Raw genomic sequence first — 15,015 nt, 5'->3', positions numbered from 1 at the left:
CTCACCGAAAAGGATTAATCATGTCAACTACCTATGACGCGCTGATTGTAGGCGCAGGTCACAACTCACTAACCACTGCAGCCTACCTGGCCAAGTCCGGTATGAAGGTATGCGTTCTGGAAAAGAACGACATCATCGGCGGGGGCGCAGTCAGTCGCGAAGTGACCGCACCGGGTTTTCTACACGATACCCATGCGACCGGAATGATCCTGATTATGGCAAACCCCATGATCAAGAACGACGAGCTTGAGCTTCAGTCCAAATTCGGTCTCGAGTTCGATTCTCCGGAAGGCACCTATGTTTCGCTTTACGATGACGAGACCTGGATGGGGACCTTTGTCAGCCTGGACAAAACCTGTGAGACCATCGCCAAGTTTTCACAAAAAGACGCGGAAACCTACCGGGCCTTTGTTAATCGCACCATCCAGATGGGGCCGCTGTTCACCGCTGGCTTATTTAAACCCCCGCTGCCCTTTGGGCCCTTTATGGCCATGCTCGACCAGAGTCCGATGGGGCAGGAAGTAGTGGGCTCTATGCTGAAAAGCGCCACCCAGATGATTACCGAAATGTTTGAGCATGAGAAGGTGCGCATGCATTTCATTAAGTGGGTGGCAGAAGGTATGGTCCACCCGGATGAGCGGGGCACGGGTATCTATCTGTACGCGTTGACCGCCATTGCCCACACCCAGGAAGAAACCTCCGTTCGGGGCGGGACGCAGGCCCTGAGTGATGCCCTGGGCCGCTGTATCGAGCACCACGGCGGCGAAATACGCACTGATACCTGGGTGAAGCGAGTGATCACCAGCGGGGGCAAAACTACTGGGGTAGAGCTGGCCGATGGTGCGGTATTGGAGGCCCGCAAGTGTGTGGTAGCCAATATTCACCCGCACCTCCTGGGGGATTATGTCGATGGCCTGGATGAGGATATGGTCGCGGAGGCGAGGCGCTGCGAGTTGTCTTCATTCGGCGCGATAAATACCCACTGGGCCTTGCATGAAGCGCCAAGCTATAAGTGCCCGGAGGTCAACAAGTCGCTGTTGGTCGAGTGTGTCCCTTCTAATATGGCTGGGCTGAAGGCAGGTCTGGACGATTGCCGGGGCGGCAAGCTGGCCTCTAATTTTAATGCGGTGATTGCACACCACACGAACCATGACCCCTCCCGCGCACCAGTGGGTAAACACACGCTTTACCTCTATTGTTTTGCGCCTTTGGAGCTGAGAAATACCGGGCCCCTCGGCGGTCGCAATGTTAACGGTTGGTCCAGCGAAATCCGGGACGAGTACAAGGAGTGGATGATGCAGGAGTACAGCAAGTACTGCACCAACATGAACTCCGACAATATTATTGCCTCTGCCGCGGAGTCTCCGGCAGATATGGCTGAATGGTCACCGAGCTTCCAGAAGGGAGATATTTTTGGCATCGGCAACTGGATCCATCAATATCTCGGCCGCAGGCCTACCCCCAGGCTGGCGCAGTACGCTGTGCCCGGAGCAGATGGCCTGTACCTTGCCGGTCCGTTTATGCACCCGGGCGGTGCAATCACTGGGGGCGGCCGCGCAACGGCCATGAAGATACTGGACGATGCCGGCGCGGATATCTCCAAAACCATGATGATTTGATGTCTCCACGATTGGGAGAGAGTGTTTATGAAAGTTTACAGCAGTGATGGCAGTGTTCTGATGGAAGTGAAGTCTCTCGATCACAATGGCAGCAACCTGGAATTTACCGGAACGGTAATGGGCGCTATGCCGGTAAAAGGCGCGCTGTCTCCTGAAGAGGCCCGGACGGTGTTTAAGCTGATCAAGGGGTTCGGCTTCTGGATGTTCCTCTTAACATTTCTGTTCAGGCGCTCGAAGTAAAGAAAAATGACTATAAATTTTGGTGACATGTTCGACAATGTCGACAGGGTTGTCGATCCTGACTTTATCCTGGTCTATGAGGAGGGTCACGAAGGGCTTTTGAGATCACTCACTGTTGGCCAGTTCAAGCACCAAACCAATAACCTCGCCAGATCGCTGTTGGCCATGGGGTGTGAGCCCGGTGACAAAGTTGCCATTTATATGCGCAACCGGCTGGAGTATCTGGTGGCTACCGTGGCCCTCGCTAAGGCCAGGCTGGTACACGTCAATGTGAACTATCGCTACAAAGCGGGCGAGTTGGCCTATCTTCTCAATAACAGCGACGCCCGGTGCGTGATATTCGAGTCGGAGTTTGCCGACACACTCAGCACCACCCGGGCACAACTGGATAGCGCCGACTATTTTATCGAAGTAACTGATGATAACTTGGAACAAAGTTGGTCTCATTCCTTCGATGAGTCAGCTCAATCCGGGAATGGTGAGCCGCTTGATATCGAGCGCAGCAGCAGTGACCAGTTCTTCATGTACACCGGTGGCACAACGGGAATGCCAAAAGGGGTGATGTGGGAGCAGGGCGTACTGTGGAATATGATTGGCCCGAACCCCCTGACACCGTTTTCGCCGGCACCGCAAACCCTCACTGAGCTGAATGTGCCGCCGCAGGGAGGGAAGAACAAGACACTGACCTTGCTGCCCTTTATGCATGGGTCTGGTGTGTGGTCCTCCATCGCCTCTGTTGCTTATGGGGATCCCGTGGTCTCGATGCGATGCAGGCGTTTTGACCCGGCGCTCACACTGGCGACGATAGACAAGTACAGTATTGCCAATGTCACTATCGCCGGCGATGCCTTCGCCAAACCCCTGGTCGATGAGTTGGAGGCCCATCCCGGTAAATACGAGTTGGCTACCCTTAAGGGGCTTCGATCATCCGCTATGTTGTTCAGTAGTCGGAACAAGGCCCTGTTCCTCAAGCATTGTCCGGGCCTTACAGTCATTGATATTGTCGGCTCCTCGGAGTCTTCGGCATCTGCAGCGTCTATCGCAACCCTGGAGAGCGATTTATCCCAGTCTAGAGGCTTGCCTATGCACCTCACTCCGGCAGCGACGGTGTTTGATGAAAACTGGAATAAAGTCGAAGCCAAAGCGGGCAACACAGGATTTCTCGCTGTATCTGGTGCTATTCCTCTCGGGTATTACAAAGATGAGGAAAAGACTGCCCAGACCATGACCGTCGTAGACGGGGTGCGCTATTCCCGGCCGGGAGACTGGGTAGAGTTTCAGGAAGACGGCTCGGTTATTTTTCTGGGCCGGGGCAACGTATCGATAAACACCGGTGGTGAAAAGGTCTTTCCGGAAGAGATAGAGGTCACGCTGCGGGCTCACCCCGATGTGGCGGACTGCCTGATCGTCGGTGTGCCAGATGACCGCTTCGGGCAGGCGATTACTGCGGTGATCCGGTTGGGGCCGAATGCAGAACAGGATGAGGAAGTGTTCAAAGCGCATGTGCGCGTGGAACTTGCAGATTACAAAGTACCGAAGCATGTGCTGTTCGTCCCTGAAATATTCCGCTCTGCCGCAGGAAAGGCAGACTACAAGATGACCACGGACTATGCCGTCAGGACACTTGAAGAAGCAGGAAAGGGCGGCTGAATACAGGAGATATACCTTGATCGACAAACATCGCCAGCCAGTCATCATCGGTATTGGAGAACTCTGTGAGCAGGTGCCGAAGGATGTGACGACCGCGTCCTCCCCACTGGACCTGATGGAACAGGCATCGCTTGCGGCCTGTAGAGACAGCGGCATTCCGGACAAGGTGATCGAAGCGTTGGACGTGTTGGCAGTGGTGCGGACTTTTGCTGATTCCACGCCCATGTACCCCAACCCGTTTGGGCGTGTGAATAATTACCCCCGGGCTGTCGCTCGCCGCATCGGCGCCCAGCCCCATGCGGCCATCTACAGTCACGCCGGGGGGAATACTCCCCAGGCGCTGGTCACAGAGTTTTCGGAGCGAATCGCCGCTGGCGATAACAGCATTGTACTCCTGGTCGGGGGGGAGGCGATTGGCACCATCAAGTCTGCGCTAAGAGCGCAAATTAAACTGCAGTGGGGTGACGATACTGGCGGACAGATAGAAGACAGGGGACTGGGACTGGACAGTATTATCGATCGGCAGCAGATCGATAATGGCCTGGCCACGGCACCGCTGATGTATGGCTTGTTGGAGAATGCCCGTCGAAGTGCCCGCGGCATCAGTCGGGAGCAATATACCAATGAAATGGGAGAGCTTTTCCAGGCTTTTACTGAAGTCGCAGCCCGGCATCCCGCGGCCGCTTTTCCCAAAGCGTACCATGGCGGAGAATTAATTGAGGTCGGTGATACCAACCCGCTGATATCAGCGCCCTATACCAAGCATCTCGTGGCCAAGGATGGCGTAAACCAGGCTGCGGCGGTGGTACTGACCAGTGTTGCACGCGCCCTGGAGTTAGGGGTTCCCAGGGAAAAAATGGTATTTCCGGTAACGGGCAGTAATGTGCATGACCGATACCTCGTGCAGCGTCCGAATCTGGCTTCATCTGAGGCGATGAGGATTGCCTACCGGGCTGTTCTCGAGTCTTCGGGCGTGGCGCCGGAAGAGATATCCCTGCTGGACCTGTATAGCTGTTTCCCCATAGCAGTGTTCAATGCCTGCGAAGCCCTGGGCATTGATCCACTTGGTGGAAGGGCACTGACCCTGACCGGGGGGTTACCTTTTTTTGGGGGGCCAGGTAATAACTACTCAATGCACTCTATCGTGAATGTGGCTTCACAGTTGCGAGAAAGACGAACTGGTTACGGGCTCGTGGGAGCCAATGGCGGAGTTCTTTCCAAGCATGCGGTGGGAATGTATTCAGCAGAGCCCCCTGAGAATGGGTGGTCATCCTGTGATCACAAGGCTCTGCAGTCACTGTTCAATAGCGAGCCCTGCCCGGAGGTAGACCCACACGCGTCGGGCCCGGCGGTGATAGAAACCTATTCCATCGATTATAAAAAAGGCATTCCAAAAAAAGCCTATATTGTTGCGAGAACCATAGAGGGTAAGCGTTTTATTGCCCATTCGGATCCGGGCGATGCTGAGACACCCCAGAGAATGCATGCCGATGACCCGATCGGAAATACCGTCTATGTAACCAGCGCAGGCCCCGGTACCCGGTTCAGCTATCTGCAGTTTCCCCCACCTCCGTGAGCTGCAGTATGCAACTCCTCAGCGAGACCGCACAAATAGCCGATACAGTTGAGGCAGTGCGTTTCCCCGCTGATGCGATAAACCGCCTGCTAACAAGCCAGGATATGCAGGAAGGTGTTGCGGCATTTGCCCAGAAACGCAAGCCTCGGTGGCGGGGGAGGTAGAGCCTGTATCTTGTAGGAGCGCGCTATTCCAAGCTTGAGGTGAGACGTGAACAGACAACAGAAAATTCAGATGGCACCGCTGGATGCAATGTGGAGGGTTATGGAAACACACGAGACCCCAATGCATGTCGGCGTGCTGGCACAGTTCAAAATCCCCCCCCGAGCGGCAGAGGGCTACCTGGAAGAACTGGCGGAATACCTGCGGAGCTTTAACAGGCCGGTATACCCCTGGAATCAACGGTGGAGTGCGGGTCCTGACTTTGTCGCGAGATTTGAAAAGATCCGTGACTTCGATATCGAGGAGCATTTCAGACATCACGCCTTGCCAAAACCTGGCGGTGAGCGACAGCTGGGACGCCTGGTGTCTCGGTTGCACAGTATAGCGCTTGGGCCGAACTCGGCCCTGTGGGAGATACACCTGATCGAAGGGCTGGAAGCTCACCGGTTTGCAGTGTATCTCAAAGTGCACAGGGCCTTGGCCAGGGGTATTACAGCAGTGCCACTATTGATGTCCTTCCTGGGCGACAATCCCAGGAAGCGCAAGATAAAACCCTTCTGGACGATTGCCCACACGCCCGACCAGGCATCGGGTGAGGAAGAATATGTTTCCTGGCATTCCCAGGGGGCAAACGACCTGCTTCGATCCACTACCCGGATTGGAAGGGATTTGTTCAGGAGCGTTCAAAACCCCAGGGAAGCTGCGAGCTTTTTGTTACCGGGCAAAACCCCGAGATCGACGCTTAATCGAAAAATCAATCATCAGCGACGCATCGCCACACAACAGTTCGGTATCCAGAGGCTGGCTCGACTCGCCGAGGCCGCAGATAGCTGCATCGAAGATATTCTGATGTATCTGTGTGGTACTGCGCTGAGGCGTTTCTTTATGGAATACAACGCGCTGCCGACGGAGTCACTGATTGCCGGGGTCCCGGTCGAACTGCATGATGAGGATGAACTGGGACCCAGCAATGCGATAGCGGGACTGAGGCTTTCCTTGAATACCCATCTCGGTGACCCAGAGGAGAGGCTAGATGCAATCAAGGGCTCCATGCAAAGCCTGCGTGAGGAAGTGGAGAATCTGCCGCATCATGCGGTAGCTCCGTACACGTTCACTCGCTCACTCCCGATCTACGGTAGCCAACTGCCGGTGGTGGGGAACCTGGTGCCTCCGCTGTTCAATTTATCGATATCTGGCATAGTCGCGGGCCCCAAACATGCCGTCTTTCTTCGAGGCGCCAGACTCGAAGCACTGTACTCCCTGAACGTATTAATGCAGCACAGTGCCCTGAGTATTGATGTCATTCGCTATGGCGATACCTTGAATGTAGCCCTTACCGGTGCGAGGGATACCTTGCCCCGGCTGCAGCGTATTGCGGTTTATATGGGCAGGGCGCTGGATGACCTGGAGAAATTGTACGCCTTGGTAGACGGAGGTCTTCGTGAGTGACATTGATAAGCTTTTATTGAAGCAGTTTAATGCTGCGAACGAGCAGTTTTCCACGCGAGCAGCAAATACGGTTGACTGGCTGTTCAAGAGAGACACCTTGATCAAGTCGGGCCGAACCTGGTTCGAACTGGTTCACGACAGTGACCTGATGACAGTGCGTTACTATGAGCTGCCAGATGATGACAAGATAAGGCTGGCCGACGGCTCCACCAAAAAGGTGGAGCGCAAACGCTATCGCTTGCCCCTGGTACTGGTGCCACCCATCGGTGTGCCCACGGACACCTTCGATCTACTTCCCCAGCGCAGCCTGGTGCGGTACATGGTCGCCCATGGATTCAAGGTATATCTGATTGACTGGGGTAAGCCCACAAAAAAGCATGCCCATCTGGGCATGAAAGATTATTCATACGATATGATGGGAGCGGCACTGAGTGCGGTACGAGAGCACTCGGGAGAGAGAGATATCTCTGTCATGGGATGGTGTATGGGTGGACTGTTTACGCTTTTTTACCAGGGGATGGTGGAAGACAAGCACCTGCGCAATATCATCACGGTCGCCAGCCCTTTCGACATGGCGAGCGGGGCGGGTGTTTTCGCGCAGGCGGCGCAGGTATTGGGTGGGCCGTTGCACCTGGTGGGCAATTACGCCAAGCTGCACAATATCAGTTTCAAGTCCGAGCACTTCTCTTTCCCTCCGTGGCTTTCGAAACTGATGTTCAAGGCCACCAACCCCGTTGGCAGCATGACGACTTACCTGGATTTGGTCACGCGGATGGCAGATCGCCAGTCCCTGGAAGATTATTCAACGACCTCCGATTACATGAATAACCTGCAGCGCTTCCCGGGTGGCGTTGTCCGTGAGATGGGCTCGAGTTTGCTCGCGGAGAACAGCTTGGCGACAGGTGAAGTCAGTGTCGCAGGGATGCCAGTACGCCTGAATCGGATTAAAACCAGTCTGCTGGTCTTTGCCGGCAAGTCAGATAATCTCGTGGCCCCCGAGGTCGCCCGGCGCAGTATAGACGTGACCGCCTCCAAAGACGCTGAATTCCGAATTGCGCCTGGCGGGCATATGGGGGTCTTTATCGGCAGCCGGGCCCAGGGCGCCATGTGGAAGGATGCCGCATCCTGGTTATCCCGTCGCTCTGGCGGGAAGTCGCATTAGGCACATCGGCCCGGGCCCAGGCAATACTGTGGTATTTCAATGAATTTCAACATCCTGATGCTAGCAGCCTGCCTGGCCGTCATTGCCGTTATGGTATACCGGCGGCGAGCTTTTGGCTCCCTGGACGAATCCACCATCCGACAACTTAATCAGGGCGAGATTGTCGGAATTAGATTAGACCGGGATACACACTGTTGGCGTGGTATCCCGTTCGCTGAACCACCGGTTGGCGACTTGCGCTGGTGTGCCCCAAGGCCGGCAGAGCCCTGGGCTGGAACGTTCAAGGCGGGTCACTTCGGCAATAAACCAGTACAGATTGCCGGGATCGGTGGAGGCTATTCCTGGCGAGAATTCGGCGTGCCGTCGGGATCGGAGGATTGCCTGTATCTCAATGTTTGGGCGCCGGTGATGACCGTCGATGAGGTGGCGAACTTGAGCCATCCACTGCCCGTGATGGTATGGATCTATGGTGGGGGAAATGCGGTGGGTGCAAGCGATGTTCCGCTCTACGCACAGTGCTTCCGGGCGGGCATGCAACAGGCAATTGTGGTTTCAATGAATTACCGTCTCGGTGTTCTCGGCTGGTTTCACCATGAAGCGCTGTGCGCTGACGGTGCTTCGGAGGAAGATCAGTCGGGCAATTACGGCACTCTGGATATTATCCAGGCACTGCGTTGGGTGCGGGACAATATCGCCGCCTTTGGCGGCAATCCAGATAATGTCACCGTGTTTGGCGAATCTGCCGGGGGAATCAATGTCACCAGCCTGATGTTGTCGCCACTGGCAAAGGGCCTGTTTCACAGGGCCATTGCCCAGAGCCCGGTCATGAACTCCTACTCAGTGGGCGAGGCGAAAAACTTTGCAGATGACGAGGTCAGGGGGCATCGCAACAGTTCTGGCGAAGTGGTCAATCGCCTGTTGATCCAGGCTGGACTGGCAAGTAGCCGCCAGGCCGCCAAAGACCTGCAGCGGACAATGAGCCAAGAGGAACTGCGGGATTTCCTTTACGCGTTGACTACCGCAGACCTGCTCGCTGTTTTTGACGGGGTTGAGGCGGGGTTGTATTCGACGCCGCGACCAATCGAGGATGGGTACGTCCTTCCCGATGTGTCCTGGCACCAGGCGTTCGCCAGCAGGCGTTGGGTGAATGATGTCCCCTTCATGATCGGTTGTACTGCCGATGAGCACAAGGCGTTCATATGCTGGGACACTGCCGACTACATAGACTTACGGTTTGGCTTAATACCCAGGCCCAGGAATCCGGGGCAGTATGAGTCTGACGCACGCTATGGTTCTCTTTTATGGCAGGCCGTATCCGTGGCGGAACCGGTAGTAAAGTTGAGCCAGTCGATGGACTCCCCCGTATTTGTCTATCGATTTGATTGGCGCGATTGGCCCAAATGGCCCGGTCTGGATTTAAGGGAATTGTTGGGTGCCTTTCACGCTTCTGAACTGTTTTTTCTTTTCGGACTTTTTGCTCGTTACCCCTGGCTCTGGCTGGTCTTCGGCAGGCGGCGTTTTCGGAAGATGCTGGAGTTAAGCCACATATTGCAGTCCTATTGGCTCCAGTTTGCCCGCACCGGTAACCCGGGAAAGGGGGTGGGGGGGGAGCTGCCACACTGGTTGTCAGTCTCTTGCGGGCAGGACAATCTTCCGAATGTAATGCGCCTGGGGGAGAGTGTGGAGGGCCAGGTTCGTTTGAGTGACAGGCTGTCCAGTATTGAAGGTCTGAGAAAACAGTTTCTTTCTGACCCGGAACTGGATTCGCCAGAGCGAAGGGCCAGGCTGTACGCGCGGGTCTTCGCTTATGGATTTCACGGTGCATGGGATGCACCCGATGACGATGCCCTGAAAGATTTTTCTGAACAGGGAGCACAACGTCAACTGGTAGAAGATTTCGCCCAGGATATACGGTTTCTCCCATGATACTGAACCCGAGACAGGAAACTCCAGATGGCAATTAGGAAGCGCTACAAGCTGAATAAACTACAAGGAAGTCTCAGGGAGGCCATGAGTCACGCTGAGTGGTTGTCACTGGCCACTGAGATTGATGAACTGAATGGGGCCGGCCAATGGCGATCATCGGCCAAAAGTCGTTTGTATGACGCCCACCAGATAAAGGTAAGAAGTGATCGCCTGGTGGAATTTCTCGCCGGCAAGGACCGCCGGGAACTCATCTATCATTTAAACGAAGGCCTGCACGGTAATATGGGCGGCATGGGCAAGGATGTCCTCTACCAGAGGGCCTTGACCGGCACCAAGACGCTGATTCAGGACTATATCGAAACGCTGTGCAGGGCGCTTCGAGAAGTGGCCGCTGCCTCCGACACTGAGATACCTTTTGACCAGAAACTGGACTTTTTTCGCAGGGCCAGCCACTGCTACGGCCGCTCTGCCCTGACCCTGAGTGGAGGCGGAGGGTTGATTTATTTCCATCACGGTGTCGTCGATACCCTGTTATCGGAGGGTTTGCTGCCTAATGTGCTATCCGGTGCGAGCGCGGGGTCGTGGATGTGTGCCCAGATCGGTACCCGAACCGATGAGGAACTCGTCGCTTACTTCGATGAAAAACGCTACGACGCAAATGTTGGCGAGAGCAGCCTGAAGCTGTTTTCTGGCATGGCCCAGGAGGCGGCAGTTTCCAGCCGTGAGCGCACGGTTGACGCCTTTGTCGACAACATCACTTTTCAGGAAGCCTTCGAACATACTGGAAGATATATCAATATCTCAATTGCACCTTTCGAGCGTCACCAAACCTCCAGGCTGATGAACGCGATTACATCGCCCAATGTCACCATACGTTCAGCAGCCAAGGCATCGTCCTCTGTGCCGGGACTGGTGACTCCCGTGCAACTGGAGGCCAAGGACTCGCACGGTAACATTAAACCCTATCTCCGTGGGCGATACTGGGTCGATGGCTCCATGAGTGAGGACCTCCCCTTTAAGCGCCTGTCGCGATTATTCGGGGTGAATCATTATATAGTCAGCATGATCAACCCGTTGGCCATACCTTTTCTACGGCACTTTAAGCGAACTCCTGAGGGTTCACTCTCTCAGTCTGTTATGGAAATGGCGGCAGTAACCGCAAAGCATGGCGTCAAAACGGCCAGGCGGTGGTCAAGTCCCATTCCCCACCGCGGCCTGGATCGGGCGCTGAGCACGCTCTACCAGGTACTGGACCAGAGCTATATTGGAGATATAAACATCCTTTTCGATTATCGCCAGGCCAGAAGTGGCAACGCGATCTTCCAGTACAACAACGATGAGGAAATCCGCGAGATGATTCTCAATGGTCGCAGGGCTGTGTGGCCGAAGCTATGCCAGATTCGCAACGCGGTTAAGGTGGGTCAGGCTATCGATGAGATTCTCGCCGAACTCGAGCAGGAATCTGTGATCAAGCCCCACGAGAAGAAACTGGCACATATCACCCAGTAAGCGGACAGCTGGACCCTCCCGACAAATTTGATGAAAGGACCCGATAATGAACAATGAAATCTGCAGAATGCTCGGTTGCGAATTCCCCCTGTTCGCGTTTAGTCACTGCCGCGACGTGGTGGCGGAGGTAAGTAAGGCAGGCGGATTCGGGGTATTGGGTGGAAGCTCATTTACGCCCGAAACCCTGGAAGAGGAACTCACCTGGCTCGATGAACACATTGATGGAAAGCCCTATGGCGTCGATATACTGATTCCGGAGAACATGGGAGATCTAGCGAGTGATGTGTCGATTGAAGAGCTTCAGTCCATGGTGCCAGGGGCACAGCGGCGGTTTACTGTAGATCTTTTGCGAACATATGGTATTGAGGTGCCTGAAGACGAGCTTGTCCAGGCGGAGCTCCCGGGCATTATAGGCGATGTCGGTGAGCAGCTAATGGATGTCGCTTTCAGGCATCCAATCAAAATGATAGCGAACGCCTTGGGGATTGCTCCTCCATCCATGATTTCGAGAGCTCGCGAACACAGTGTTCCGGTTGGGGCGCTGGTTGGCGCTAAAGAACATGCCATTCGCCAGGTCAATGCAGGTGTCGATTTCCTTGTAGCCCAGGGAACTGAGGCGGCGGGGCATTGCGGTGAGGTGTCTACTCTCGTATTGGTTCCGGAGGTAATTGACGCCATCAAAGATATCCGGCCAGTGCCTGTGCTGGCTGCCGGAGGCATCATGAACGGAAGGCAGATGGCGGGGTGTATGGCGATGGGCGCTCAAGGCGCCTGGACTGGCACTATTTGGTTGGCGACACCCGAAGCGGAAACGTCTGAGGCCATTCGCGAAAAGATGGTTGCCGCTTCCTCCCGCGACACAATTCGTTCAACAGCTCGTACAGGCAAACCGTCGAGGCAGTTGCACTCTGCTTGGCACGATGCATGGCACGGCCCCGACTCTCCGGGAACGTTGCCCATGCCCATGATGTCTATGCTGGCGTTGCCATCTTTTGAAAGGATTGATAGGGCTGTGGAGAATGGTAATGAAAAGGCTCATGACCTGGTGAGCTACTGGGTGGGGCAGGGCGTCGGCCTGGTTGGCTCGGTGAAATCTTGTCGAACCATCATGCATGAGTTCAAAGAAGAGTTCGGGGATTCAGTTATATCTATGAATGATGTGCTGGGTATCTAGGTATTTATCGGAAGCTATTGAGCCAATAACTACTAATTTCCAATCAGTTGAGGCGCGCAATAAAAAACAAACATAAATGGTTGAAACGAACATAAATGATTGGTAGTGTTGTCTGCACACTGAGATAAGTCTTCAGTACATGAAGCTCCAGGAAATATAAACACAACAGGAGAACCGTGATGAAATATGCCAAAAGCCCCCTTGCACTTGCTATTGGGTACTTGTGCGCCTCGTCGGTCGCTTCACCCTCACTTGCGCAACCGATGCTTGAAGAGGTGATTGTTACGGCGCAAAAGCGCGTAGAGTCACTGCAAGATGTACCTATCTCCATTGCAGCAGTGTCGGGCGATAATATCGAGCGGGCAGGTATTACGGACCTGGAAGAGCTCAGCTTTACCATGCCGAATATCACGATCACCCAGGAGCAAATCTCCGACCGGATAAATATCCGTGGTATCGCCTCAGGCGGTAATCAGGGCTTTGATCAGTCGGTGGGTCTATTCTCAAATGGCGTCTATCTCGCCAGGGGCACGCAATTTCGCTCTGCCTTTCTCGATGTCGGCATGGTAGAGATCTTGCGCGGGCCACAGGCCACGTTGTTCGGCAAAAACACGATTGCCGGCGCAGTGAATATCACGCCCAGGCGTCCTGACTATGACCTGAACGGCGAAATTCGCGGCAGGTATGAGGCTGAGTATGGTGGTTGGAGCACTTCGGGACACGTAACCGGAGGACTGACAGATACTTTGGCGGCTCGGGTTGCTGTCAAGTACAAGGAAGATAATGGCTGGGTCGACAACGAGCTCATCAATCGCGATGAGCCCGAAGCAGAGGCCACAAACTATCGAGTATCGTTCTTGTGGGAGCCCTCTGCAGATTGGTCGATTAACCTGTCTCACGAAGATTATAGTCTGGAAAAAGATGGGAAGGGATGGGAGGTACTGGGCGCAGAGGTGATCGAGCGCGGTACAGGTGAGGTTCTGGATCCTAATGGCTGTTCGGCACTGGGCCTCATCGAATGTAAGGGAGATTATGTGACCCATGCAACGAATGTCGCGGCTGAAGGTGACCTAAGTAACTATACCGAAGAAGAGTGGTCCGAGGTCGACACTGATCTTACTGCCCTAAACATTGAGTACCAATGGGGTGAATACACGGTTAACTCGGTGACAGGTTGGGCCAATTCTGAGGTAAACGAGCTTAACCCGAGCGCGGCCACACCGATTCCACAGGCGAATACTGTGCAGGAGGAAGATTTTGAGTCCTTCAGCCAGGAACTCCGAATTACCTCTCCTACCGGTAGTACTATCGAATGGCTTGCAGGTCTCTACTATGAAGAAAGCGACTACGATCTCACAGAGCAGATCAATGTCAACGACTACTACTTGTTAGGGCCGTTTGCGACAGGCAGCCTTGGAACGTTTTTAGGATACAACCCAAAAGTTGTCCAGGACTTTGAGCAGGAAGCGGAGACCTGGGCTGTATTCGGCCAGGCTACATGGAATATTTCAGATACCTTTCGGGCAACCTTGGGTCTGAGGTACAGCGAAGAGGAGAAGGAAGCCGCACAAACCTATGTCACCGACCTGCCGCGCCCATTTGACCTCGCATTCGGGGCGGAAAACCATGAAATACCTACCCAGAAGTACGAACAGGATGACTGGTCCCCGTCGCTAAACCTGCAGTGGGACATAAATCAGGATATCATGCTGTATGCCAGTGGGAGCATCGGATACAAGTCGGGTGGATTTGATGCGCGGATTTCCAATGATGGCATCGTGGATGGCCAGATAGACCAGGAGGCATTGGAGGAAAAGTTCGAGTTCGACCAGGAAAAAGCAACGACGTATGAGCTCGGCTTCAAATCCGTTTGGCTCGATGGCTCTGCCGAATTAAACGGCGCATTGTTCTATACCGAATATGAAGATCTCCAGTTCTCGATCTTCGATGGCGGGCTGGCCTTCCAGGTGGACAATGCTGCCGGTGTCGATCTGACTGGTTTCGAGTTTGAGGGGCGTTGGCAATTGTCCGACAATCTTTACCTTAGTGGTGGCGGTGCTTGGCTCGATTTCGAATACACTGACTTTGAAGACGGCCCCTGCGATATCTATCAGCAAACTGCACAAGGCGGGAGCCTGGTCGGGTGTACAACAGATCGCACAGGTGATGTAGGTCCGAATACGCCGGAATTCAGCTTCAATGCGACTTTGGATTGGAGGAGAGCGATTTCAGCAAACCTGGAACTGCAACTGGGTGGAACCGCCGTGTACGAGGATTCATTCTACGTGGCCCCCGATCTGGACCCGCTGCTGGAGCAGGATGCCTATACCAAATTGAATTTGCGGGCGGGCCTGAACAGTCTTAACGGCAATTGGAGTATTGCGATAATCGCCAACAACGTAACGGACGAAGAAACCTTCCATTACGGAACCGATGTTCCTCTGCTGGCCGGCGCTAGATTTGGTCGCTTGGATGCGCCCCGCACCATTACTTTCGAAGGGGTCTATCGATTCTAGGTCCTTCCCTTCACCGATGGGAGCCAAGCGCA

10 protein-coding genes are annotated in these 15,015 nt (G+C 54.5%); all 10 read left to right on the top strand.

What is annotated here, in order from left to right; all coding sequences use genetic code 11:
* The first annotated feature begins 20 nt into the window (after positions 1-20).
* The 10 genes from F0M18_RS08420 (at position 21) to F0M18_RS08375 (ending at position 14,983) form a co-directional block, all read left to right on the top strand.
* Positions 21-1,619, top strand: coding sequence for a phytoene desaturase family protein (locus F0M18_RS08420; protein WP_149610957.1), 1,599 nt, complete (start codon positions 21-23; stop codon positions 1,617-1,619).
* Positions 1,620-1,646: 27 nt separating this feature from the next.
* The gene (locus tag F0M18_RS08415) at positions 1,647-1,859 is read left to right on the top strand and encodes a hypothetical protein (protein ID WP_149610956.1); all 213 of its coding nucleotides are present in this window, start codon (positions 1,647-1,649) and stop codon (positions 1,857-1,859) included.
* A gap of 6 nt (positions 1,860-1,865) precedes the next feature.
* Positions 1,866-3,509, top strand: coding sequence for an AMP-binding protein (locus F0M18_RS08410; protein ID WP_149610955.1), 1,644 nt, complete (start codon positions 1,866-1,868; stop codon positions 3,507-3,509).
* Positions 3,484-5,085 carry an acetyl-CoA acetyltransferase gene (locus F0M18_RS08405; RefSeq protein ID WP_149610954.1) on the top strand — a complete coding sequence of 534 codons (1,602 nt, stop codon included), beginning with the start codon at positions 3,484-3,486 and terminating at the stop codon, positions 5,083-5,085. Before F0M18_RS08410 ends, F0M18_RS08405 begins: the two co-directional genes overlap by 26 nt.
* A 210-nt stretch (positions 5,086-5,295) precedes the next feature.
* Positions 5,296-6,696, top strand: coding sequence for a wax ester/triacylglycerol synthase domain-containing protein (locus tag F0M18_RS08400; protein ID WP_149610953.1), 1,401 nt, complete (start codon positions 5,296-5,298; stop codon positions 6,694-6,696).
* Positions 6,689-7,858, top strand: a complete 1,170-nt coding sequence (locus tag F0M18_RS08395) for an alpha/beta fold hydrolase (RefSeq protein WP_262500878.1) — start codon at positions 6,689-6,691, stop codon at positions 7,856-7,858. Before F0M18_RS08400 ends, F0M18_RS08395 begins: the two co-directional genes overlap by 8 nt.
* Positions 7,859-7,897: 39 nt before the next feature.
* Positions 7,898-9,784 (top strand): carboxylesterase/lipase family protein, encoded by a 1,887-nt coding sequence (locus tag F0M18_RS08390; RefSeq protein ID WP_149610952.1) that lies wholly within the window; start codon positions 7,898-7,900, stop codon positions 9,782-9,784.
* Between the two features lie 27 nt (positions 9,785-9,811).
* Positions 9,812-11,293, top strand: coding sequence for a patatin-like phospholipase family protein (locus F0M18_RS08385; protein ID WP_149610951.1), 1,482 nt, complete (start codon positions 9,812-9,814; stop codon positions 11,291-11,293).
* A gap of 46 nt (positions 11,294-11,339) precedes the next feature.
* Entirely contained in the window at positions 11,340-12,467 is a 1,128-nt protein-coding gene (locus tag F0M18_RS08380; RefSeq protein WP_149610950.1) for a nitronate monooxygenase, read from the top strand.
* 179 nt (positions 12,468-12,646) lie between these two features.
* On the top strand, positions 12,647-14,983 hold the full coding sequence (locus tag F0M18_RS08375; RefSeq protein WP_149610949.1) for a TonB-dependent receptor: 2,337 nt from the start codon (positions 12,647-12,649) through the stop codon (positions 14,981-14,983).
* The last annotated feature ends 32 nt before the right edge of the window (positions 14,984-15,015 follow it).

This window comes from Pseudohalioglobus sediminis, from assembly GCF_008370495.1.
Taxonomy (GTDB): domain Bacteria; phylum Pseudomonadota; class Gammaproteobacteria; order Pseudomonadales; family Halieaceae; genus Halioglobus.
The sequence above is the reverse complement of the archived record's forward strand: the minus strand, read 5'-3'. Positions and strand labels throughout refer to the sequence as shown.